At 60.0% G+C, this 19,515-nt stretch carries 21 protein-coding genes; 5 read left to right on the forward strand and 16 right to left on the reverse strand.

Annotated elements, in window-relative coordinates:
• The first annotated feature begins 237 nt into the window (after positions 1 to 237).
• Positions 238 to 453 carry a CsbD family protein gene (locus tag EN861_RS11375; protein WP_127277709.1) on the forward strand — a complete coding sequence of 72 codons (216 nt, stop codon included), beginning with the start codon at positions 238 to 240 and terminating at the stop codon, positions 451 to 453.
• Positions 454 to 562: 109 nt separating this feature from the next.
• Here EN861_RS11375 and EN861_RS11380 read toward each other — a convergent pair whose 3' ends face one another.
• Together EN861_RS11380 and EN861_RS11385 are read right to left on the reverse strand one after the other, a co-directional pair.
• Positions 563 to 1,135 carry a hypothetical protein gene (locus EN861_RS11380; protein ID WP_127277708.1) on the reverse strand — a complete coding sequence of 191 codons (573 nt, stop codon included), beginning with the start codon at positions 1,133 to 1,135 and terminating at the stop codon, positions 563 to 565.
• Complete coding sequence (locus tag EN861_RS11385; RefSeq protein WP_189343609.1) at positions 1,104 to 4,376, reverse strand: DEAD/DEAH box helicase; 3,273 nt, start codon at positions 4,374 to 4,376, stop codon at positions 1,104 to 1,106. The genes EN861_RS11380 and EN861_RS11385 overlap by 32 nt, the downstream gene beginning before the upstream one ends.
• 226 nt (positions 4,377 to 4,602) lie before the next feature.
• On the opposite strand from EN861_RS11385, the gene EN861_RS11390 reads away from it, so the two are divergent.
• On the forward strand, positions 4,603 to 4,911 hold the full coding sequence (locus tag EN861_RS11390) for a SemiSWEET transporter (RefSeq protein ID WP_127277630.1): 309 nt from the start codon (positions 4,603 to 4,605) through the stop codon (positions 4,909 to 4,911).
• Positions 4,912 to 4,929: 18 nt separating this feature from the next.
• On the opposite strand, the gene EN861_RS11395 is transcribed toward EN861_RS11390, so the two are convergent.
• The 8 genes from EN861_RS11395 to EN861_RS11425 all read right to left on the reverse strand — a co-directional run bounded on the left by EN861_RS11395 (position 4,930) and on the right by EN861_RS11425 (position 12,913).
• Complete coding sequence (locus EN861_RS11395; protein ID WP_127277628.1) at positions 4,930 to 5,274, reverse strand: low affinity iron permease family protein; 345 nt, start codon at positions 5,272 to 5,274, stop codon at positions 4,930 to 4,932.
• A gap of 64 nt (positions 5,275 to 5,338) precedes the next feature.
• Positions 5,339 to 6,529: a glycosyltransferase family 4 protein gene (locus EN861_RS11400; protein WP_189343610.1), complete on the reverse strand. Its 1,191-nt coding sequence runs from the start codon at positions 6,527 to 6,529 to the stop codon at positions 5,339 to 5,341.
• Positions 6,526 to 7,359 (reverse strand): amidohydrolase family protein, encoded by an 834-nt coding sequence (locus tag EN861_RS11405; protein WP_127277622.1) that lies wholly within the window; start codon positions 7,357 to 7,359, stop codon positions 6,526 to 6,528. The genes EN861_RS11400 and EN861_RS11405 overlap by 4 nt, the downstream gene beginning before the upstream one ends.
• 148 nt (positions 7,360 to 7,507) lie before the next feature.
• Entirely contained in the window at positions 7,508 to 7,720 is a 213-nt protein-coding gene (locus EN861_RS35235) for a hypothetical protein (protein ID WP_135863588.1), read from the reverse strand.
• Between the two features lie 105 nt (positions 7,721 to 7,825).
• Positions 7,826 to 8,524, reverse strand: coding sequence for a methyltransferase domain-containing protein (locus tag EN861_RS11410; RefSeq protein ID WP_189343611.1), 699 nt, complete (start codon positions 8,522 to 8,524; stop codon positions 7,826 to 7,828).
• A 404-nt stretch (positions 8,525 to 8,928) separates the two neighbouring features.
• Positions 8,929 to 10,614, reverse strand: a complete 1,686-nt coding sequence (locus EN861_RS11415; RefSeq protein ID WP_135863590.1) for a family 1 glycosylhydrolase — start codon at positions 10,612 to 10,614, stop codon at positions 8,929 to 8,931.
• Positions 10,611 to 11,741 carry a UDP-galactopyranose mutase gene (gene glf, locus EN861_RS11420; protein ID WP_135863592.1) on the reverse strand — a complete coding sequence of 377 codons (1,131 nt, stop codon included), beginning with the start codon at positions 11,739 to 11,741 and terminating at the stop codon, positions 10,611 to 10,613. Before glf ends, EN861_RS11415 begins: the two co-directional genes overlap by 4 nt.
• Before the next feature lie 2 nt (positions 11,742 to 11,743).
• On the reverse strand, positions 11,744 to 12,913 hold the full coding sequence (locus EN861_RS11425) for a glycosyltransferase family 1 protein (protein WP_127277614.1): 1,170 nt from the start codon (positions 12,911 to 12,913) through the stop codon (positions 11,744 to 11,746).
• A gap of 301 nt (positions 12,914 to 13,214) precedes the next feature.
• Here EN861_RS11425 and EN861_RS11430 point away from each other — a divergent pair, with 301 nt between their 5' ends.
• Positions 13,215 to 14,138 carry a hypothetical protein gene (locus tag EN861_RS11430; RefSeq protein WP_135863595.1) on the forward strand — a complete coding sequence of 308 codons (924 nt, stop codon included), beginning with the start codon at positions 13,215 to 13,217 and terminating at the stop codon, positions 14,136 to 14,138.
• A gap of 60 nt (positions 14,139 to 14,198) precedes the next feature.
• On the opposite strand, the gene EN861_RS11435 is transcribed toward EN861_RS11430, so the two are convergent.
• The 6 genes from EN861_RS11435 to EN861_RS11465 form a co-directional block, all read right to left on the reverse strand.
• Positions 14,199 to 15,080: a hypothetical protein gene (locus EN861_RS11435; RefSeq protein ID WP_127277612.1), complete on the reverse strand. Its 882-nt coding sequence runs from the start codon at positions 15,078 to 15,080 to the stop codon at positions 14,199 to 14,201.
• Entirely contained in the window at positions 15,077 to 15,475 is a 399-nt protein-coding gene (locus EN861_RS11440; protein ID WP_127277610.1) for a phage holin family protein, read from the reverse strand. Before EN861_RS11440 ends, EN861_RS11435 begins: the two co-directional genes overlap by 4 nt.
• Positions 15,472 to 15,990 carry a hypothetical protein gene (locus EN861_RS11445; protein ID WP_135863597.1) on the reverse strand — a complete coding sequence of 173 codons (519 nt, stop codon included), beginning with the start codon at positions 15,988 to 15,990 and terminating at the stop codon, positions 15,472 to 15,474. The genes EN861_RS11440 and EN861_RS11445 overlap by 4 nt, the downstream gene beginning before the upstream one ends.
• Positions 15,991 to 16,810: 820 nt before the next feature.
• Positions 16,811 to 17,011 (reverse strand): RNA-binding protein, encoded by a 201-nt coding sequence (locus EN861_RS11450; protein ID WP_127277366.1) that lies wholly within the window; start codon positions 17,009 to 17,011, stop codon positions 16,811 to 16,813.
• A complete protein-coding gene (locus EN861_RS11455; protein ID WP_135863599.1) occupies positions 17,011 to 17,226 on the reverse strand; it encodes a hypothetical protein in 216 nt (71 codons plus the stop codon). The genes EN861_RS11450 and EN861_RS11455 overlap by 1 nt, the downstream gene beginning before the upstream one ends.
• Positions 17,227 to 17,521: 295 nt before the next feature.
• The gene (locus EN861_RS11465; RefSeq protein ID WP_145972049.1) at positions 17,522 to 17,716 is read right to left on the reverse strand and encodes a hypothetical protein; all 195 of its coding nucleotides are present in this window, start codon (positions 17,714 to 17,716) and stop codon (positions 17,522 to 17,524) included.
• Between the two features lie 802 nt (positions 17,717 to 18,518).
• On the opposite strand from EN861_RS11465, the gene EN861_RS11475 reads away from it, so the two are divergent.
• Positions 18,519 to 18,857, forward strand: coding sequence for a metalloregulator ArsR/SmtB family transcription factor (locus tag EN861_RS11475; RefSeq protein ID WP_127277360.1), 339 nt, complete (start codon positions 18,519 to 18,521; stop codon positions 18,855 to 18,857).
• Positions 18,854 to 19,303, forward strand: a complete 450-nt coding sequence (locus EN861_RS11480) for an SRPBCC domain-containing protein (protein ID WP_127277358.1) — start codon at positions 18,854 to 18,856, stop codon at positions 19,301 to 19,303. Before EN861_RS11475 ends, EN861_RS11480 begins: the two co-directional genes overlap by 4 nt.
• Positions 19,304 to 19,515: the final 212 nt, after the last annotated feature.

Here is a 19,515-nt window from a genome sequence, read left to right on the forward strand (position 1 = left end):
GAAGCCCCTCGAAGAACGACGAGCGTACGGTGGCCGCCATGCCGACGAAACCACGCTGCGCATCACCCCAGGTTTATCGGGAGAGGAGACCGTGTTGATGGCTGCGAGGGTGAGCCCGACAGGGAGAGGTGATGAGGCCATTGGCTCGATCATTCTCCCGGGCAAGCCCTGGAACTTTTCCATGGCTCTGACGTTGCGGGTGGCCATCGTTCACAGCCAACGAAGAGGAATATTTCTGTGGGAAGCACGAGCGACAAGGCCTCGGGTCTTGCTAACCAGGCGGTTGGAAAAGCCAAGGAAGGCGCGGGCAAAGCGGTAGGCAATGACAGGCTCAGGGCCGAGGGCGAGGCGCAGGAAGCCAAGGGCAAAGTGCAAAAGGCGGTCGGCGATGCAAAATCGGCTGTCAAGGACGCCACAAACAAGGTCGCGTCCAAGATCAACAAGAACCTCTGAGCGCCGGCTGCCGACCAGAGGGGCCGCCGGTGAGGAGTGGTGTTGGACAAATGTCTTCCCACCCCACCTTCGACGCGCGCACAAGGCAGAAGCCTCTGATGCGCAACGGTCACCGTCGTCGATGCTGTCGACGAAGAACCGCGAAGGTGGATTTTTTGCGACAAATCAGTGCGTTGTTTAGCTGTGCATAAATGTTTTTGACCGTTGTGGTTGCCGACGAGTCCTGCAAGCTCGCCAGATGATTTCTGCAGGCTTGGATGAGATCATGTTTGAGATGGTGGTCAGCACCATCCGCCACATGCCAGGCCCTTTCTCCGACAAGGTTAACCTCGTCGCCGAGCGCACTCGGGGCGTGATCCTCTTCGAGCTTCGTGTCGATGGGGATCGGCACCTTCAACGCATCGCAGCGCTGGCCTATCCGACCGGGGGCCTCGGACTGATGGCTCTCGACAAACCTGGCCAAGCGGTAATCTCCCATTTTGTGGGTCAGGGTTTCGATGACTTCATCCAGCCCTTGGTTCGCTGGAACCTCCTCACCATGGCTGAGCAGGCTTCCGGCGACTGCCTTGGCGCGACACTTCTGCTGGTCGAAGCGCTCCGTTGCGAAGGCCACTTTCTTTGCCAACCCCGCTGACAAAGATTCGGCATGTTTAGGTCGTTGCCGCACGGCAAAAATCGACAAGCTTTCTCGTGGCGCGCAAACGGCCCGGCCCCGGTGTCGTAGCGATCTTGAATATCACGCGCTCTTCGCCTGGGGTGCAATCTGGGTACTTTTGCAGACGGGCCAGAAGCTTCGAGTCCGGCTGCGCGAACTCGATGGCGATGGCTGCGGGGCCGGCGCCGATCCTGACGATGCCGGCACCGGCGGCGGCTTGTTTCAGCCGGGCCAACTCAAAGAGCAACATCGTTTCTGGTGGCGGAGCGCCAAAACGGTCTTCCAGTTCATCGGCGAAGGCATCGATCTCGGCTGCGCGCTCGATGCGTTGCAGCCGGGAATAGAGGTTGAGTCTGACAGTGGCGTCGGGGACATAGTCCGATGGGAACGCGCCCGAAATTTCCAGGTCGATCTCGGGCTCCGATATTGATCTGTCGTCACCTCGCGCCTTTTTCACCGCCCTTGCCAAGAGGCGCTGATAGAGGCCAAGGCCGATCAGCTTCATATGGCCGGCTTGGTCTTCACCAACCAGATCGCCGGCGCCGCGAAGATCGAGATCGCGCACGCTGATCGGCAGGCCGGAACCGAGTCGGTCCAAAGCCAGAAGGGTCGAGAGCCGCGCTCTCGTCTCAGGTGCGATTTCCTTGCCTGGCTCGGTGAGCAGATAGGCCGAGCCTTGGGCTCTTCCTCGTCCGACCCGGCCACGCAGCTGGTGCAGTTGTGCCAAGCCAAATCGATCTGCGCGAATGACGATAATGGTGTTGGCTCGCGGAACGTCCAGGCCGTTCTCGATAATGTTGGTCGAAAGCAGAATATCGCCTTCACCATTGGCGAAGCGAACCATCGCATCGTCCATCGCAGCGGGTTTGAGCTCACCATGTGCGATTAGAAGCGATAAGTCGGGCACCAGATTGCGCAATTCGGTGGCAGTCGCTTCGATGTCAGCGATACGGGGAACGACGCAAAAGCTTTGCCCGGATCGGCGACGCTCGCGGATTAAAGCGGTCTTGATCAAGACAGTATCAAATGGGGAGAGCTCGGTTCGCACGGGTCGCCGCCTCGCAGGTGGGGTGGTGAGCAAGCTTGCCTCCTGGACCCCGACCATCGCAGCCGCAAGGGTGCGCGGTATCGGGGTCGCGCTCATAGAAAGCACATGAAGTCGAGGCGCTAGGCCACGAAGCTCCTGTTTGACCCTGACGCCGAACCGGTGCTCCTCATCGATGACAAGCAAGGCGAGATCCGCAAATGTCACGTCCTGGGCTGCGATGGCCTGCGTCCCGATGACAATTCTTGTCGACCCGTCGGCAAGGCTAGCCCTGACCGCCTCCGCCTCGGCCGCGCCGACCGTGCGGGACAGAAGCGCGACGGTGACGTCCGTCCCTTCGAACCGTCGAGAAAAAGTTTCGAAATGCTGGCGCGCCAGCACGGTCGTGGGCGCCGCGACTGCTACCTGGCCCCCGTTCAGTGCAACGACCGCCGCTGCCCGCAATGCCACTTCCGTCTTGCCGAATCCGACATCGCCGCAGACCAGCCTGTTCATCGCCTTACCAGACGACAGGTCTTCGAGAACGGCGGCGATCGCTGCAGACTGGTCCACGGTCTCGGGGTAAGGAAACCTTGCAGCAAAGCGGGCATAGGCAGCGCGTGGCGGGGTCAGCACGCGAGCACCGTTCTTCTCGCGCTCCTTGGCCAGCCTGACGAGATGATCGGCGGTTTCGTCGATCTCCACGTCGAGTTGCGCACGGCGCTTGGCCCACCCGTCGCCCTTGAGCTTGTCGAGCGATACCGCGTCCGCCTCCGCCCCATAGCGCCAGATGCGGCCAAATTCGTCTACGGGGGCGAGAAGCGACGCGCCGCCGTGATACTCCAGCCGGACGGCCTCAGCGACTTTCCCGTCCAGCTCCAGCGTTTCAAGCGCCCGCAGCACCCCAAGACCATGATCTTCATGAAGGATGACATCGCCAACCCGCAAATCGGGTTCCTCGATCAGCCCGGTGCGAGTTCGGGTTGATGCGTTGAACCTGGTGCCAAAAACGTTGGCGCCTGCAAGGACAGCCAGCGCGGCGGTCTGATCGATGAAACCGTCTTCAATGTCGGCCGCGAACCGCACGACGCTGCCCGGCTCACCATTGAGGATGTCTGGCCACCTTGCGGCTTCCTCGATTTCTCGCGAGAGCGTCCGTCCGACGGTCCTCGCAAGGCGATCAACGTCGGCGGCCGCACCGGCAAGCACGACCCGCAATCCCGCCTGGGCCATTTCGTCTGCAAATGCCGCTGCGGCCCTGGACGGGTTCGGTTCGCCGATGAAGTCGGGAGCCGAGGTCAAGCCGGCTGTTTCAAGGTCGGTTCGCCGGGGCTTCAATTCCGCATTCAAGGCACGGCGATCGAGGTAGAAACGCTCCGCCGTCGGCTTGCGACCTCTTTGCTTGTCGCGTGCATGGCGAGCTTCGTCGATCAGTGTGATCGCGGCGTCGAAACGGTCGTCGACGCCTGGCCCCACGATGATCGAGGCTCGCGGCGAAAGCGCAAAGATGCTGGCCAGTTCGACATCGGCTGAGAGAATCCGCGACTCGATACTCGACACATCCGCCAGGTCGGCTTCCATATTGGCAGCCATAAGCTCCGTCGCAGGCACGATTTCGATTGTCTGCGCCGGTTCGAGCGTGCGTTGCGTGACAGGATCATAGGAACGGATGCTGGAGACCACACCGTCTTCAATGAAAACTCGATATGGATTCGGGGCACCGGGCGGATATACATCGAGCCCCTGACCGAGCAAGGAAAATTCGCCGGCCTCGTCGACCCGATCGTCGAGGAGATAACCAAGCGACAACAAGCGATCGGACAGCGCGTCGATGTCGAAAGGTTCGCCTGCGGACAGGGTTATGAATGCCGTCGCCATCGCCTTCACCGGCGCGATGCGTTGCAGCGCCGCCTCTGGCGATGTGACAACCAGTCGAGCCGGGCTAAAGGCTGGCTCGGCCATTGCGACCAGGGCTGCAACGCGCCTGCCCATGCTTTCACGCGAGGGTTGGATACGGTCATAGGGGAGGCAATCCCATGGCGGCAACAGGATTACCTGAGACTCGGGCATGAACGCCTTGCAGCAGATGGAAACTTCCTCCGCCTGGCTCTCGCTTCGCGCGATGAAGACCACGCCATCGGGGCCGGCATCACGAACGCGCTCGATCAGCCTTGCGCCTATCGCCGAGGAACTCACACGCCATGTGGTCCGCCGCTCATCGGTGGGAAGGCCGGCGTCAGGCAATGCACTCCGACCGACCACGTCAGGCGGACGATCTATGGGTTTTGGCTTTGTCATGGCATTCCGGCTGGAGACGTTCTGTGTTCAACTTGCGCGCTAGTCCTCCGTTCCCGCTGGACACCGTTATCGCCGGCGCATGACTGAGGAGGGCAATCCAGGAGAACTGTGGGATGTCGGATAATTTCGAAGTCGCTGATGAACCAAAATGGGCCCGGGCAGTTAGCACTGGATGGAGTTTGAAACGATCATTGGCTCTCTGGCCGCAGTTTGCTCGACGACGAGTTTCGCGCCGCAAGCCTGGAAGATCATCAAGAGCCGAGATACGGCCGGCATTTCGGCGCCGATGTACGCAATCACAGTGTTGGGATTTGCGCTTTGGCTGACCTTCGGGCTTATCAAAAAGGAATGGCCGATCGTTATCACCAATGGCGTCTGCCTGATCCTGTCGACATTTATCCTGTCGATGACGCTCCTTCCGCGCACTAAGAAGGACGCCGTGGCAAACGCTCTGGATCCTGCCGAGCCGACAGAGCAGTGAGCAGTAGACAGTTCACGATCATGCGGTGTCACGACGTCGGGCTGCCCCTCCGGATTGCTCGGCATCTCTCTGCCGCTCAATCTCCTCTGGCTCTTTCTGATCGATCGTGGTCACCTCGTCTCGGGCAGCGCCGTTGGCGTGGATGAGTTCGTCCAGCTTGGCCTGAATCGCCTGCGTGTCCCGGTGCTCAGCGCGCTGGATGAAGAGCGTCATCGCCCACGTGGCCAATGTAGCGGCGCCATGCCAGTCGAGGCTTTCCCGCTCGAAAATTGCCCACAGGGCGCCGTAGCCCAGCAAGATCAAAAACGCCCATGGCCGCGCAGAGAGCGTGCCCAGTTTTGTAAGGATGCTTCCGACGTCCATGCTTCTGCCTCCGGTGAGGGGGTGGCCGCTCTATTTCGCCGTCAACGATCAATCCGAAGGAAGGTCACGTCACGGAATGAAGCCGGGCCTGTTCGAGAGCGGGCCGGAGCATTTGGCGAAAGAGCTGGCTGGTCGCCGAGGCCGAGCGACGAATGTCATAATAAGCTTGAGCCCTGACGACGCTCTTTGCCGACATGTCTTTCAGACGCTTCGGCTGTCCGATCAGGGCCAACGCTGCCTGCGCGACACCTTCCCAATCGCCCGCGTATTCGGACACAATCCCCGGCCATTCGCTTGTTCCTATAAGAATTCCCGTCTCTCCGGTTTCGATGATTTCCGGGACCCCCCCGACCCCGATTGCGACCACCGGCACGCCGGAGGCCATGGCCTCCAGGATCGCCAGGGGCATGGCGTCGGCGCGCGACGTATGCAGCATCATGTCGAGCGACGGATAAGCCTTATTTGGTCGCGGCCAAAGGCCCGCCATGTGGAAATGCGCGCTTATGCCTGCACGGCCTGCCGCCTCTGCTAGCTCGGTTTCCATCACACCGGTACCGATCATGGCAAAGTGGATGTCGGGCCGGCGCTGCAAAATATACTCGGCCGCCTTGAGGAATTTGTCGGGACCTTTTTCCCACGCGAGGCGACCGACAAAACCGATCAGGAAATCGTCGGTACCAATGTTGATGGCCCGACGAAAGTCCGCGGGATCCGCCGACTGGGGATTGTATGTCGACAGATCGACGCCATTGGGGACCAGGCTGACGGCATCGGGCGCAAGCCCGACCGCCATAGCCTGCGACCATGCTTCCCTACAGACGACGATCGTGTGGCTGCCGGTGTTGCGTACGACGCTGATTTCCTGCGGTTGCAGGCTCATGCCATGCAGCGTCGCCACGGTTGGTGTTCCGGTCAGTTTACCGGCAATCGCGGTCGCCGTGTGCGCGTTCATGAGATGGGCGTGAAGCAGATGGACGCCATGCTGTCGCACGAGCGTGCAGATCAACTCGATTGTCCGCCATGGGCGGTCGTCGCGCAGAGGCGCGATGAAGACGTCGCGGCCCTCGATGCGCAGCGCCTTGGTGAACGCGCTCTCGAAGGGACACAACAGCGACACCTTGTATTCTTCCGCCGGCAGGCAGGCGATGAGATTGCGGACGTAGTTTTCCATGCCGCCGACGATCGCATTTCCCAAGACTTCCAGAACGTGGATCTGTTCGCCGGGTTTGGCCACGATGTGCGGGGCGCGTGTCATGAGGCGGGACTGTCTTCGGCGGATTGGTCGAGGCGCAGCCATTCCGATGCCGTGTAGCTCATGATCGTCTTGCGATCCGATACGCTCACCTCAAGACGATCGAAGATGTCCATCACCTCGTCGATTGCCGCCCGTATGTGACTCCCCTCGCATGGAAGGAAACGGTCGCTTCCGAATTGGATGGACCGCGGACCTATGACGTCGATTGCCTTGCGGAAGACGTCTTCGCGATAGATCGGTGGCGGCCCAAAGGAGATATCGAAACGAAACTGGCTCTCAGCCGGGTCGATCCCATTGATGCGATCGATCACCCCGACGGCGTTCGCCTCATCGCACCAGGGCCAGCCGAGGTGCGCCAGCGTTACCCTCAGACCAGGGTAATCCCTGACAGCTTCGTAGAAGCTGGGCCGGCAAAACCGTCCGGAGCGTCCGTCAATGAAGATGCCACTGTGGAACAGGATCGGCAGATCAAGCCGGGCCGCGACTTCGTAGACCCGATGCGCACAATCATCGTAAGGATACCATCCGGTAGGCACCATCTTCAAAGCACGGATACCTGGCAACTCGGCGGCGCGCTCAAGATCTTCGGCCGCATCATCGTGGAGAGGATTGACGACAGCAAAGCCCACGAGCCGATCCGTGTGTGCCTTAAGCAGGTCCGATAGATATCGATTGCCCGCCCTCAGCGAGCCGGCGTCGGCGAGCGAATAGGGCGGTGTCAGAAACGGGGCGAGCAGGAACGCCACGTCCACGTCGGCCTGATCGAGCGTGTGCAGCACGCCCGCCGTTGTCTCCTGGCCTGTCGTGTGGAGATGCGCGTCTATGATCATGAGTGGTCTCCCTGTTCGACAACGAGCATGATCGTGCCGCGTTCCCGGAAATCGTACGCCGACATTCTATTGAGGGTCGGCATCCGCTAGCCGCGAGGTGCACATGGCAGGCTGAGCCAGGGGCTTGATGCGGGTGAGGGTGGGCTGTTCACGATGGAACACTGTATTCGAAGACGCTGGCACTCGCCTCGTCGACGACCCGGTACCAGCGCAAATGCTGCCCGCGCTCAATAAATGGACCCGCGACGATCTGCTCCAAAGCATCGACAGGGTCATGTCCGTTCACTGCATGGCTGGCGACGAGTTCGTCGCCCATCATCTCGTCGATCTGGTACCGGATTGTTCGTGCAGAAGTGCCCATCGAACGCAATCTCGCAGATCGGACGAAGTTCCGTCCCGCGTGCACGCTCACGGCTGAAGGACGCCCACGTGCATAAAAGACAGTCGCGGAAGTGTTGACCTTGGCCTACACGACGCGGGTGGGCATCGACTTGGATGCCCTGATCCCCGTTATCACCGGATATAGCGGGTCAATGACGTCGAGGTCGGCGCGATCAATCTCTTCAAAGGCCATGCCTTGCAGGAAGGCCGTCGCTGCCAGGACATTGCCAAACTGTTCGGCCACGACTCCGGCACGCCCGAACCGTTCCTCGAACAGGCGTCGGGCGGCGCTCTGCGTCATAGCCCAGAACCACTTTTCAGGACCATCCAGCGCGTCGATCGGCGTAATGCCAGGAACGGTGGCCAGCACGACCCCACCAGGCGCCAGCGCTCGATGGACGGTCGCCAAGGCCCCACGGATGTCATAGATCATGTGGAGGGTCTGAGTGACGATCATGCAGTCGAAGCATGCTGCCTCGATGTCTTCCTCACGCTGGAGGTCGCACTTGATTGTGGCGCACGGATTGGCGCTTTCTGGAGAATCGATGATGTCGGACCGCACCACGCGCTCCCCGCCGAAACGTCTCGTGTAGACGTCATCCCCAATCTCGGCGACGCGGCCCTTGATGTCGCCGGCGTGCCGTTCCAGAAAGCTTTCGATATAATAGCGATCAAGCGGCCTGCCACGATCGCCACCAAATGCGCGGCTCAATGGCTCGATGAAGTTCAGATCTCCGAAGTCCACCATTCCCGGAGCGGGGAAATGCTGGCGTACTTTCATCATTGGGGTCTCCATTTCCAGCATTGGGGCCGATGCAAGATATCCCGGTGCCGATAGCCGAACGGAGAGATAGCTCACCGCTACAATTTCCAAACAGTCAAACATGAGCGCATGCGCCGGCGCTGATCGGCGTCATGTCCACTGAACTCAGCGCGGCGGCCCAAGTTCCTGCTGTGGACGTTGCTTCCGCGTGCCTCCTTGTTACGCTGGGGAAAGCCCCATCCATTCCCTAGAAGTACCAGCTGAGCCGAGTCATGGAAGCGGCACAAAGGTATGCTTTTGCCAACAGGCTTAACTCTAGGGTGGCCGATAGTCTTGTCGGGCAGTGATAGTTTTAGTTGATCCGGGGGCATGCAAATCGCCGGCATTGTCTCCGGTGGCGCCCCAGGGTTGATGCCTGAAAGGGATCAAGCAACGAAGCTTTCAGCCTGGACCGAGCGCTCGGTCCCTATGGTCAGCCTGCCGAAACTATATTGATTGCCTGGTCCAGAGTGCAGCATCTCGAGCGAACCGCGTTCGCCATCGATAACCAGATCGAGAAAAGCATGGCACATGTCGATGGTCGGCGCGGTCGAATTGACCTGGAGCAGGAGCTCGGTGCTGTCGGGATAGTGGCATACGAGCCTGATTGTCGAGGCGGCATCCTTGCGGGAGCCTTGCCCTTCCACGCGGATCGCCGCCCATGCGCGCTGATCCGCGATGGATGCCTTAACCCGGGCTGCGGCCGCCGCGACTACCGTAAGCCTGCGCAAAGCGCAGCATTCCTCGATGGTCGAGATTGTGCGGCCGAAACCCACGAGGAGGAGGGGTCGTGCCTCACACGTCCCGGATGCATGCTCCTCCCTCCACCAGCCTCGCCCATCAAGAACGGGATGGTCAACGGCCCCCCGCGCGGCCAGTTGTGCAATCGTCTGTGCAAGGGCGGTTGGCCGGGCGACGCCGCCCCGAACGTCGAACGCTCCGCTTTCATAAAATCCGCTCCGCGCGGTCAGCAAAGAGTTCCAGTCGACAGCGCCGAAGACGGACCAAGCCGTCACCGCGCGGACATCGATGCCGCGAGCCCTGGCCTCCTGCGCCGCCTTCCATCCCTCCGCCAGCCAGCGAACCTGCTCGTCGCGGGTCGATCCATTGTGCAGTTCAGTGATCGCGATCGGTAAGCGGTAGCGTTGCCAGACTTCGTCGATCCGATGGCCCAACTCCGCCTCCTGGCGGCGATCGGACCGGACTGCTGCGCTATCGACATAGGCGTCGATGCCATTCCCGCCGACGCGTTCGTGCTCATAGCGGTCGACATTGTCGTCGAGCATCCGGTCGCTTGTCAGGTAATAGTCGAGGCCGATCATGTCCGGTACGCATGGCTCGGCCGCAAGCGATGACAAATCCGCAGCACGGACTCCTGCTTCCAGGAGCCGGCCATGGAAAGGGTGTCGATGATCGACGCGCCCGGCCAGCAAATCCAGAGCCAACCAGCGCCGTTCATTTTCATGGTCTGCCTGATAGGCCAGAGCTTCGGTTGAAAACACCCGCCCGACATCCTCCGTCTGTACCAGACCCGCCGCTGGCGTCAGGCTGCGAATCGCCCTCATCGCCCATGCGGTCGCCAGGCATTGGGCGACAGTCAATTGGAAGCAAATCGCCTCGCTCGAACCGTGCGGATGCCAGAGGCCGTAGAGCCCGCTCAGGCGCGCCGTGGTCAGCGGCTCATTGATGGGTGTGTAAAGCTTCAACCAGGGATAGCGCTGGGCAACCGCCCCCGCATAACGCGCGAAACTCCCCGGAAAATCGGGATCCAGAATGTCCAGCCAAGGCGGGCCGCTGCCATGGTGCAACAGGCCGGCAACCGGCTCGATACCAAGTTCCCTGAGACGACGGAGTCTGGCATCCGTCCAGCTCCAGTCATAGGAGCCGGGCGTGCGTTCAACCAGTTCCCACAACACCGGATAGCGAAGTGTTCGGATCCCGAGTGCCGCAATCAGCTCAAGGTCCTCGGTCCGATGCAGATGCCCGGTTTCCGACAATTGATCGCGCACGATTGGGCCGACGCGAACATGGCTGCATTCCACACCCCCCCACATTTCGAGCGGCCCATTCATTCCGCTGCCTCGACCGCGGTCGACGCGCCCGCAGCCAGCTGCCTCTGAATCCGTCCAAAGGTGGCAAGGGCCTGACCTACGACTTGGTCCATGTTGTAATATCGGTATGTCGCCAGGCGGCCGACAAACCAGACGTCGCGGACTTCGGCCGCAAGCGCTTCGTACCGCTTATAAAGCACTTCGTTTTCGGCTCGCGGCACCGGATAATAGGGGTCACCGACATCAGTCGGATACTCATAAGTGAGGCTGGTCTTCGTGCTTTGCTGGCCGGTGAGGTGCTTGTATTCTGTGATGCGCGTATACGCTTCGGTCTGGGGATAATTCACGACAGCGACAGGCTGGAACTGCTCTTGATCCAGCGTGATGTGGTCGAACCGCAGTGACCGATAGGGCAGCGCGCCAAGCCTCCAGTCGAAATACTCATCGACCGGTCCGGTATAGATCATCCGGCGAAACGGGATGCTTGCCCTGACGTCGCGATAATCCGTCTGCAGCATGATCTTGATATTGGGATGGTCCAGCATGCGCTGAAACATGCGCGTGTATCCTTCGGCGGGCATTTGCTGGAAGCTGTCGCCGAAATACCGATCGTCTCGATTGGTTCGCGTCGGAACGCGCGCCGTCACCGATTTGCTGAGCTGAGACGGGTCCACCCCCCACTGCTTTCGAGTATAGCCCTGAAAGAATTTCTCATAGAGCTCGCGGCCGACTGTGCTGACGACGACATCCTCGGCGGTGCGGATTTCTTCGACCCGCTCGCGGCGAGCGGCAAAGAACCCTTCCAGCGCCTCCGACGTCAAATCGAGATCGTAAAGCCGGTTGATCGTATCGAGGTTGATCGGAATGGGCAGCAGCTTTCCGTCGACTTGTGACAGGACGCGATGCTCGTATGGCCGCCACGCGGTGAACTGGGAGAGATACTCGACGATGGACTGGGCATTGGTGTGAAAGATGTGCGGTCCGTATCGATGGATCAGGATACCAGCCTCATTGTAGCAATCGAAAGCGTTGCCGCCGATGTGACTGCGTCGGTCGATCAGCAGCACAGTTTCATTTCGCTGGGAAGCGATGCGCTCGGCCAACACACTGCCGGCAAAGCCGGCACCCACGATCATCCAGTCAAACATTATCAAGCGCTCCGTCTGAACGCGACGACGTTCTTCCTCGAATGGGCGTGCTCGAGGTGTCCGGCCATTGCGACCCAGGTCTTCTCCCACGACATGTCGACGAGGTAAGCGTCGACACGGGAGAGCCAGCTGTCGCGTGGTCGGGCCAGGACGGATCGGATTTTCACCTCGGCATCGCTTGCATCGATGATCTCAACCAGACCTTTGGCGCCGTAGGTTCGTACGACATCAACGATCGCGGTGGAGACCAGCGGAACGCCGGCGGCGAGAAATTCCGGGGTCTTCGTGGGACTGATGTAGCGGGTGGCCGCATTGAGCGCGAACGGCATCCACCCCGCATCCCAATGCCTGAGATAGTTCGGCAAATCTGCATAATCCTTGCCGCCAAGCCAATGGATGTTGGCGGCTCGCGGAAGGCTGTCGCGATCGATCTTGACGACCGGCCCGAGCATGACGAAATGGATGTCGGGCATGCCGCGGGCTCCCTGGGCCACCAGGCCGACGTCGAGCCTTTCGTCGATGACCCCAAAATAGCCTACCCGTGGATGGGGAATCTGGATCTGGTCGTGCGGGTCCTCTCCGGTCGCCCTTGCCTGATGAAAGTGTGTGAAGTCGATGCTGCTCGGAAATGGAAATATCGAGCGGTGCAGGCCGCGCTTGGCTTCGTAAAGGCTTTGGCCGCCGGTGAAGACGATATCGGCGCGTTCGAGAAGTTTCCGCTCCATCTGGATCAGTTCAGGCGGAGCGTTCTTGAACGCGGAAAGCTCGTCCATGCAGTCGTAGACACACACGTCGCATAGGACGTGGTCGCTGAACTGCAGCGCCATCGGCGTGTAGTACCACAGTGTAAGCAGGTGTTGGGGCGTCGCCGCGATGAGCTGGTCAACGAAATTTCGCTGGATCTTTGTGGCATCCGCCGGATCTGTCCCGAGCGGTAGGATCGGCGTCACGACTGTGATGGATGGCGAGATCAGATCGGCTCGCATCGAGGCCTTCGCGACAGACTCGAAGATGGGCTCCTCGAAATAAACGACCTTCTGGGATTTCGAAGCGAGAGTCAGAATGTGTTGAGGACGCTGGTACACGAAATTCCATCGCAAATGAGAGAAGCACAATAACAGAGAGGAATCAGATGAAGTTACATGGTCCTTCGCTACTGCCCGGTTTTTCATTTAAGCGTCCCTTAATTCTGTGAAGAAATTCTATTAGGCGTGGCCGTACAACAAATGTTAATAACGGCCTTAAGATGTGATGTCAGCTAAGGGGCTAACTTGGCTAAGCGACACTCGTTCCGCTGCTGAATTGAATTCGATGCCCCTGAGCGAGCGGCAAGTCCGAACGCCGCCCGGGCTGGACCTGCGCAACGCAGCGGGTTCCCGTTGCGCCTGTTCGCGCAACGGTAGAAACTCGCCTGGTGAAACCGATTCTGCCCAGCGCAGTTGTCGGCAAAATCGAAGTTTTAACGAGGGACTGATGTCAGTCACTTTTGAAACAAATGTCTTCCCATTGTTTCAGCCGACGAACGTCGATGATGTGAAGGACCCGTGCCCGGTTTTCGATGGGCACCGATGGCACATGTTCGGATCAAGTGGCACGGTGACGAACGAGACGTGGAGGATTCTCCATGCCTCCGCGCCTGGGATGGAGGGGCCATGGACCGAGCATGAACCGATCGTGCTGTCGCTCGTCGGATCGGGGGTGGCGGCCCCCGGTGTGATCTTCGAGGCCGGCGTCTTTCATATGTTCATCCAGACCGAGTTCATGAAATCGGGCGGCCGCTGTGAGCATGTTGTCTCGGACAACGGCTTCGATTGGACCCTGCTGGGGTCCGCGATCGATGCACTTCCCGGTACGGATGAGGACGGAATCTACGATCCGCATCCGGCCCTCATCGGTGGCAAGCGCTATATCGTCTATTCAGGCATGCCACGGTTTACCAAGGTTCCGCAGCCCGACATTTATCTCGCGCGCAGCCAGTCGGATTCGTGGTTTGGGCCCTGGAAGCGGGTTGGCAAGATACTCGACCATGCCGACTTGCCTCACCACAATTCGCGTGAGCACCCTGACTATGAATGGGGCATCGAGGGTGCGCAGCTTGTCGAGTTGCCGGGCGGCCGCATTCTGCTCAACGCCACATGCTTTCTCCCCGAAGGGCCCCGCGGCAGCCGCCAGCGGGTCTTTTTCGCGCTCGCCGAGCAGGTCGAGGGCCCTTACCGCACGGTCGGGCCGGTTCTTGACCCTGGAGAACCAGGTGAAAATGGGCATTCGACCGTCGTCATCGAGGGCAATCGGCTGGTGCTTTTCTACCAGAGCCGCAGGGCCGCGACAGGTCATCGCTGGCGGTACGGTGTCGCAAAGTGCGACCTGGCAAGACAGGCATGGTCCAACGTGGCTTGATTTCACCCATCAACGCTGGACCCAACGCCCTCATTCGGGAAACCAAGCCGAACACCAACGTCACTTCGCCCGCTCTCTGCTTGCGTCACTGATCTTGCCGCGGACGGCCTTTTCGGTTTCCGAGCCAGCGGTTTGGACGACGTCAGCAACTGTGTCGATGATCGAAGCAGGATCGGTACTGAAGCCCTTTTTGTCGGCCTCGTCCTTGACTGTCTGGTAGGCTTGAGCGGCAACATCCTTGGCGCCTTCCACGCCTTGATGGAGCAACTCGTTCGCCTTGTCGCGGACCGCGTCGCTTGTTTTACCGATCTGTTGATCCTCGAAATCGGTGCGTGGAAGCATTGCTCCTACTGCCGTCCCGAACGCCAGGCCCACCGCCGCCAGCACCAGCGGTTCCTGGCGAATCAGATCCACCGCCGCAGCGGTTGCCTTGCTGGCCTGATCAACGGTGCTCGCACCATATTGGCTTGCGCTGTCCGAAACACTCGAAGCAGCCCCGGCCATGGACGACCGCACGCCATCCGCCGCATCTTCGACGATCGATTTCGCCTTGTCGATTGCGCCCGACAAGGCGCCGGACACGCCGCTTGTCAGGCCCTCGGTGTCGAAAGGACGATCCACGGCCCCGAGATCATCCGCGAAGTCGGGACGCACCGTCGAGCGGGGGGCACCATTGACCGCAGATGGCTTCTGCGCTCCTTGTCCCGCCATCAGCCACATCAACCCCACGCCGACGAGAGCGACGGGAAGCGGATTGGCACCAACCTGGGACTTGAGGGCGCCGAGCATCGAGCTGCTATCGCCACTTGCAAAGAGCCCTGAGAACTCGTCGATGAGTTGGCCTGGCGTCATTTTGTTGCGAATGGATTCAGCGGTGTCGGAAACGTTGGCCCGCGCGATTTCGGCCTCACGTTGAAGTTCGGCGGATGTTTTCTCGATCATTTGACTTGGTCCTTGATTATCTTTGCGTCGCTCTTCAGCTGCGCGGCGGTGCGATCCGGCGTTAATTCGGATGGTTTCATATTCGCGGAGCCTGTCTTCACCAAGAAGAGGCCGAGGACGGCGACTACGATGCCGACCAGCAGCGACGACCATCCGGGTCCGAGAGGGGTCTTCGAGAGCGCGATCACCAGGGCCTGTAAAAGCACCATCAAGGCGGCCAGAAGGCAAATGGCGCCGCCCAGAACCTCGATTGCACCCGCGCCAGCTTTTTCGGCCTTTTCCGAGAGCTCAGTCCTGAGCAGCCTGCCCTCGGTCTGGACCAACGTAACAACCTGCTGCGACAGATCTCCGATCAGCGTCATCAGGCTTCGGTCCTCTTGGCTGCCGGGGGTCATGGCGTATGCCTCCCGGCTGCCACATCGGATTGGGGACGATCTTTAGCGTGGGCATCCGCCGACGAGCTTTTGATCAAGCGACCCAATGCCAGACCCGCGAGCATTGCTCCACCGAACAGCGCCGCCGGATTGCTGCCACCGAAAGCGCGGACTTCGGCCAGGACTTCTTCGAAGGGCTTGTCGTTGAGCGATGCGGACATACGCTCAAGACTGCCGGCTGCTTCAAGGGCAAATTTTGCCGCCGCTTTCTGGTCGCTGTTGGCCAGGTGCTCACTGGCCGCGCGGACGGCGCCGCCAAGCGCGGCGACCGCACCCGTCAGGGTATTCTGTGCAAGCTGGGCCTTGTCGAATAGCGCTTCCTTGCCTTCTGCGGCCACGTCCTTGGCTTTCCGGGAAATATCTTCCTTGGCCGAGCCAAGAATGTCGGAGGCCACGCGCCCCGCCTCGTCGGCGCGGCCGGCAATTTCTCGCTGGGCCTGCGAGAAATCGGGGTTAGGTTTCGGTTCAGATGCCATGCCAGTCTCCCATGTCGGGCCAACCATCAGTGGAGGCCTAGAAACGAAAGGATCGCGAGCACGACGACCACCAATCCGATCAGATAAATGACACCGTTCATGTGCGTGTTCCTCCTGACGGGGCAACTTGCCATTTCCTCAAACGTTCCGGCGTTCGCTTATTTATGGTGTCGGCTTGAGGTACATTGAGAGTTTCGTTACTTCCGCTTGCTCGACCATGAACCTTGGCGACTTTTGAAAGGCAGGTACGGAAGAGTTGGGGCTTGGATCACCGAGCAAAGCATGCGCGCGGCCGGGTCACGTCCGCATAGGCGAAGACCGCAACTGCATCGCCAGGCCCATCCCGGGTCAAAGCGGAGAAGCCAGCGTCAGCCTGTCCGCCCACGCCATGGCGACAGTACCGCCATCTCCGGATCGATCATCTAGACCGCCAGGAACGGCAAGCCAGCCATAGATTTGGACGAAAAAGGGTAGCGTCAAAGTTTTGAATTTTCAGCCACGCGCTTTTGTAAGAGCCGCTTGCCCGCTACTCCTCTGCCATCGGATTGGCATCGCTGATGTGGACTACACGGTCGCCGAATCCACACGCGCGCCACTGAGAAGATTTATCGGAAGGGCAACATATTTGCGCAACATCTGGCGGCGTGCGCACTTACCGAGAACAACGATCTTGGCCAGTTCACCGCTGCGGCGGTCGAAGGACCGCTTAGCGAAATCATGGGCGAGCCGTACGAGGTTTCCGCGTTCTCGTTCACCTAAATCAGATGACCAATCCTGAACGCGGTAGCGTGCTTAGAAAGACCGGGGCGCGCCGCACGTTTCAGCACCACTTTTCGGCACGTCGTTCTGGCGTCATGTTTGCAGCACGCTTCTTGCCGCCTTTGGCGCCAAGGATTTTGGCTGCCTTGGCATCGGCATCCTGCGCGTCGTCGCCTTCCTCGCCGGTGGCAAGGCGCATGACGCGGACGGCATTGCCGATGACGTCGGTGGGTCTCTTCTGGCCTTTAAGTCCGGTGGGCATTAATAATCCTTCGCCTCTAAGCTCGTGACGATCTTTTGGAGCGCCTCAATCGTTCGCTCGTAGTGGGCAATGGCGTCGTCGTTTAGGCTGGTGAGCCTTCCGCTTGGAGACGCGTTGCCAATCGTCGCGGTGTCCGCGTGCATTATCCGAATAGTCGCTTGGAGGTATTCGATTTCGTCCTTGAGACGACTGATCATATCTTCGCGCCAGCTCATCGGCTCCTCATGCTTTCCATTAAGCATATAGGCGTTTACGCAATTCGGCCAAACGAATCAGGCGTTTGCGCAAATTTCAAACTGAGACACTCCCCATCGTCAATCGAGATAACATCCGCATCTGCGGTTTCAGGAACGTTGTTTGCGATCCATCGGTGGAGGAAGTTGATGGCGCGGGTGCTCATCTGGCGATAAGCTCACCATCACTGTTCGGTTCCGGGTCAAGATCAAAGACAAATATAGGCGGTTGCGTTCACAGAATAGCGTCAGGCACGCCCGCCGCCCGGTTCTTGGCTCACCGGCGGACATAGGCGAAGGTCCGCTTTTCCCCTTCGATCTCCGTCACACGCAGCCAGTCGTTTTCCTGCCGCCTGAAGGTAACAGGCTGGCCGATGTGGGTTTCAGCGGCTTTGAATGGCAACTGTGCCATGACCATGGTCGAAGATACCACTGATCCGGCCGCCATAATCTCAACCCGATACTGCGGCATCTCGCGCCCCCGCGATTGATAGCCACTCAACCGCGATTCAATCAGCTTGTCCTAAAATGGTTCCGAGGCCTGGACACGTCTTGCAACGAAGCAAGGCGATGCGCGTTGCGGTCGATCGCAGGTGAGAGACCGCCGAAAAAATAAGTTGGGGTATCAGGATCGAAGGCGCGTGAGCGGCGATGAAGAATACTGGCCGTCCAGGTTGTACCGTCAGCGCGGCCTGCGAAGCCATTGCCTGCCGGCTCACGTTTATGCGCCTGCGGAACCTTCCTGCTGAGAATAAATTGAGCCACGGCGGCCGGTTCCCCTCCGTGGAAATTGCCGGGACCAAAGACCCAATCTTGGTCGGCCCGCGCCCCCCCGAGGTGGCGCGGGCTCTCCGAGCCGTTGATTGACGGACATTTCTCGGATCGACCGCCTGCCCGCGGAAGCTCGGACCACGCAGCGTGCCGTTTCCAGCTTGATCATCGACTAGCCTTGAGCGCTTTGGCTTCTCGTTCCAGCGTCTCGCGGTGGCTACCGTGCTTTGCAACCAACTCGCGGACTTGCGGGATGACAGGCCGAACTTGCTGGCGAAACAGCCGACCTACTCCAACAGCCAAATCCGCGAGATTGTTCGCTGGTCGGCATGGATCGTTCGTCAATCTGCGAGTCCGATCGCCTGCGCGAGGGCAACGATTAGGCCCAGGACCTATCGTTGTGGCCTTTGGACGTGGGGTCGTGTCGGACCGCTTTTCACTCCACGCCCGTCCACGAAGATCTGTCCAAAGGGAACTAATAACCGATCGGTTAGTTCCAGTGGATGAACCTGAGTCAACTTTCATCGGACCTCGATAAGGCGTTCGCATCGCTGGCGGACCCCACACGCCGCGCCATTCTGGAGCGGCTGACGCACGAGGGGGAAGTCGCCGTCGGAGAGTTGGCTGAACGCTTCCCGACCTCGCTGACAGCAGTGATCAAGCATATCGACGTGTTGTGTGACGCGGGTTTGGTACGACGTACACGCCGTGGCCGAAACGTCTGCTGCAGTCTCGTGCCGGCCCCAATGGCCGAAGCCAAGGCGTGGCTGGAGCGCAACCTCGCCTTTTGGAACTCTAGCTTCGACAGGCTCGGCGAAATCGTGGACGGAGACAAGGAATGAAGGGGGCAAAGCTTCAGATCGTTCGACGCTTTCGAGCATCGCCGGAAAAGGTCTTTGCAGCATGTACCAATCCTTCTGTCATGGCTCGCTGGTTCGGGCCAAAGGATTTTCGCGTGATTGAACTGAACGCCGACGTGCGAAAAGACGGCACTTTCGCCTTCCGCATGGTTGGGCCGCCTGGTGAGATGGCGGCTGAAGGGACCTATGAGGTTGTCGAGCGGCCGACACGGCTGGTGCATACGTGGCGCTGGACGGACGGGCCGGCAGCGTTTCCTCCAGATGGCATCGTGTCCCGCATTAGCTATGATTTCTCCGCTGACGGCACGGGCACACGCCTGACCTTCACGCAGGAGGGTCTCCGCGACCAGGATGAGGCCGATAGTCACGAGCAGGGTTGGGACGAGGCGCTCGACAAACTTGGAGCGATCCTTGGGGAACCGGCATGATCTCAGTCTCTAGCATGAACGCGGGCAAGCGGCCCGAGTTTCTTACGGATTCGCAGGAGGCGATGAAATCCGGGCGCGCCGGGCTCGGGCGCCGGTAACGTCGTCGTCTCTGCGGATCCGTTCGAGGACGTCCGCGTGAACGTCTAGGAGGAAGGGGACTCGGCGAAAGCGATGCTCGCATTTGGCGGTGGTGGTTCCGAGAGCGCAATGAC

It is taken from the genome of Mesorhizobium sp. M8A.F.Ca.ET.218.01.1.1, from assembly GCF_004791165.1.
Taxonomy (GTDB): domain Bacteria; phylum Pseudomonadota; class Alphaproteobacteria; order Rhizobiales; family Rhizobiaceae; genus Mesorhizobium.

Excerpts from the sequence above, each read along its gene's own strand:
- EN861_RS11415 (WP_135863590.1), bottom strand. The coding sequence starts at position 10,614 with ATGAATGGGCCGCTCGAAATGTGGGGGGGTGTGGAATGCAGCCATGTT.
- EN861_RS11425 (WP_127277614.1), bottom strand. The coding sequence starts at position 12,913 with ATGAAAAACCGGGCAGTAGCGAAGGACCATGTAACTTCATCTGATTCC.
- EN861_RS11400 (WP_189343610.1), bottom strand. The coding sequence starts at position 6,529 with ATGACACGCGCCCCGCACATCGTGGCCAAACCCGGCGAACAGATCCAC.
- EN861_RS11395 (WP_127277628.1), bottom strand. The coding sequence starts at position 5,274 with ATGGACGTCGGAAGCATCCTTACAAAACTGGGCACGCTCTCTGCGCGG.
- EN861_RS11440 (WP_127277610.1), bottom strand. The coding sequence starts at position 15,475 with ATGACCCCCGGCAGCCAAGAGGACCGAAGCCTGATGACGCTGATCGGA.
- EN861_RS11480 (WP_127277358.1), top strand. The coding sequence starts at position 18,854 with ATGAAGGGGGCAAAGCTTCAGATCGTTCGACGCTTTCGAGCATCGCCG.
- EN861_RS11450 (WP_127277366.1), bottom strand. The coding sequence starts at position 17,011 with ATGCCCACCGGACTTAAAGGCCAGAAGAGACCCACCGACGTCATCGGC.
- EN861_RS11405 (WP_127277622.1), bottom strand. The coding sequence starts at position 7,359 with ATGATCATAGACGCGCATCTCCACACGACAGGCCAGGAGACAACGGCG.
- EN861_RS11430 (WP_135863595.1), top strand. The coding sequence starts at position 13,215 with ATGTCAGTCACTTTTGAAACAAATGTCTTCCCATTGTTTCAGCCGACG.
- EN861_RS11445 (WP_135863597.1), bottom strand. The coding sequence starts at position 15,990 with ATGGCATCTGAACCGAAACCTAACCCCGATTTCTCGCAGGCCCAGCGA.
- EN861_RS11410 (WP_189343611.1), bottom strand. The coding sequence starts at position 8,524 with ATGATGAAAGTACGCCAGCATTTCCCCGCTCCGGGAATGGTGGACTTC.
- EN861_RS11435 (WP_127277612.1), bottom strand. The coding sequence starts at position 15,080 with ATGATCGAGAAAACATCCGCCGAACTTCAACGTGAGGCCGAAATCGCG.
- EN861_RS11475 (WP_127277360.1), top strand. The coding sequence starts at position 18,519 with ATGAACCTGAGTCAACTTTCATCGGACCTCGATAAGGCGTTCGCATCG.
- glf (WP_135863592.1), bottom strand. The coding sequence starts at position 11,741 with ATGTTTGACTGGATGATCGTGGGTGCCGGCTTTGCCGGCAGTGTGTTG.
- EN861_RS11390 (WP_127277630.1), top strand. The coding sequence starts at position 4,603 with ATGGAGTTTGAAACGATCATTGGCTCTCTGGCCGCAGTTTGCTCGACG.
- EN861_RS11465 (WP_145972049.1), bottom strand. The coding sequence starts at position 17,716 with ATGCCGCAGTATCGGGTTGAGATTATGGCGGCCGGATCAGTGGTATCT.
- EN861_RS11455 (WP_135863599.1), bottom strand. The coding sequence starts at position 17,226 with ATGAGCTGGCGCGAAGATATGATCAGTCGTCTCAAGGACGAAATCGAA.
- EN861_RS35235 (WP_135863588.1), bottom strand. The coding sequence starts at position 7,720 with ATGGGCACTTCTGCACGAACAATCCGGTACCAGATCGACGAGATGATG.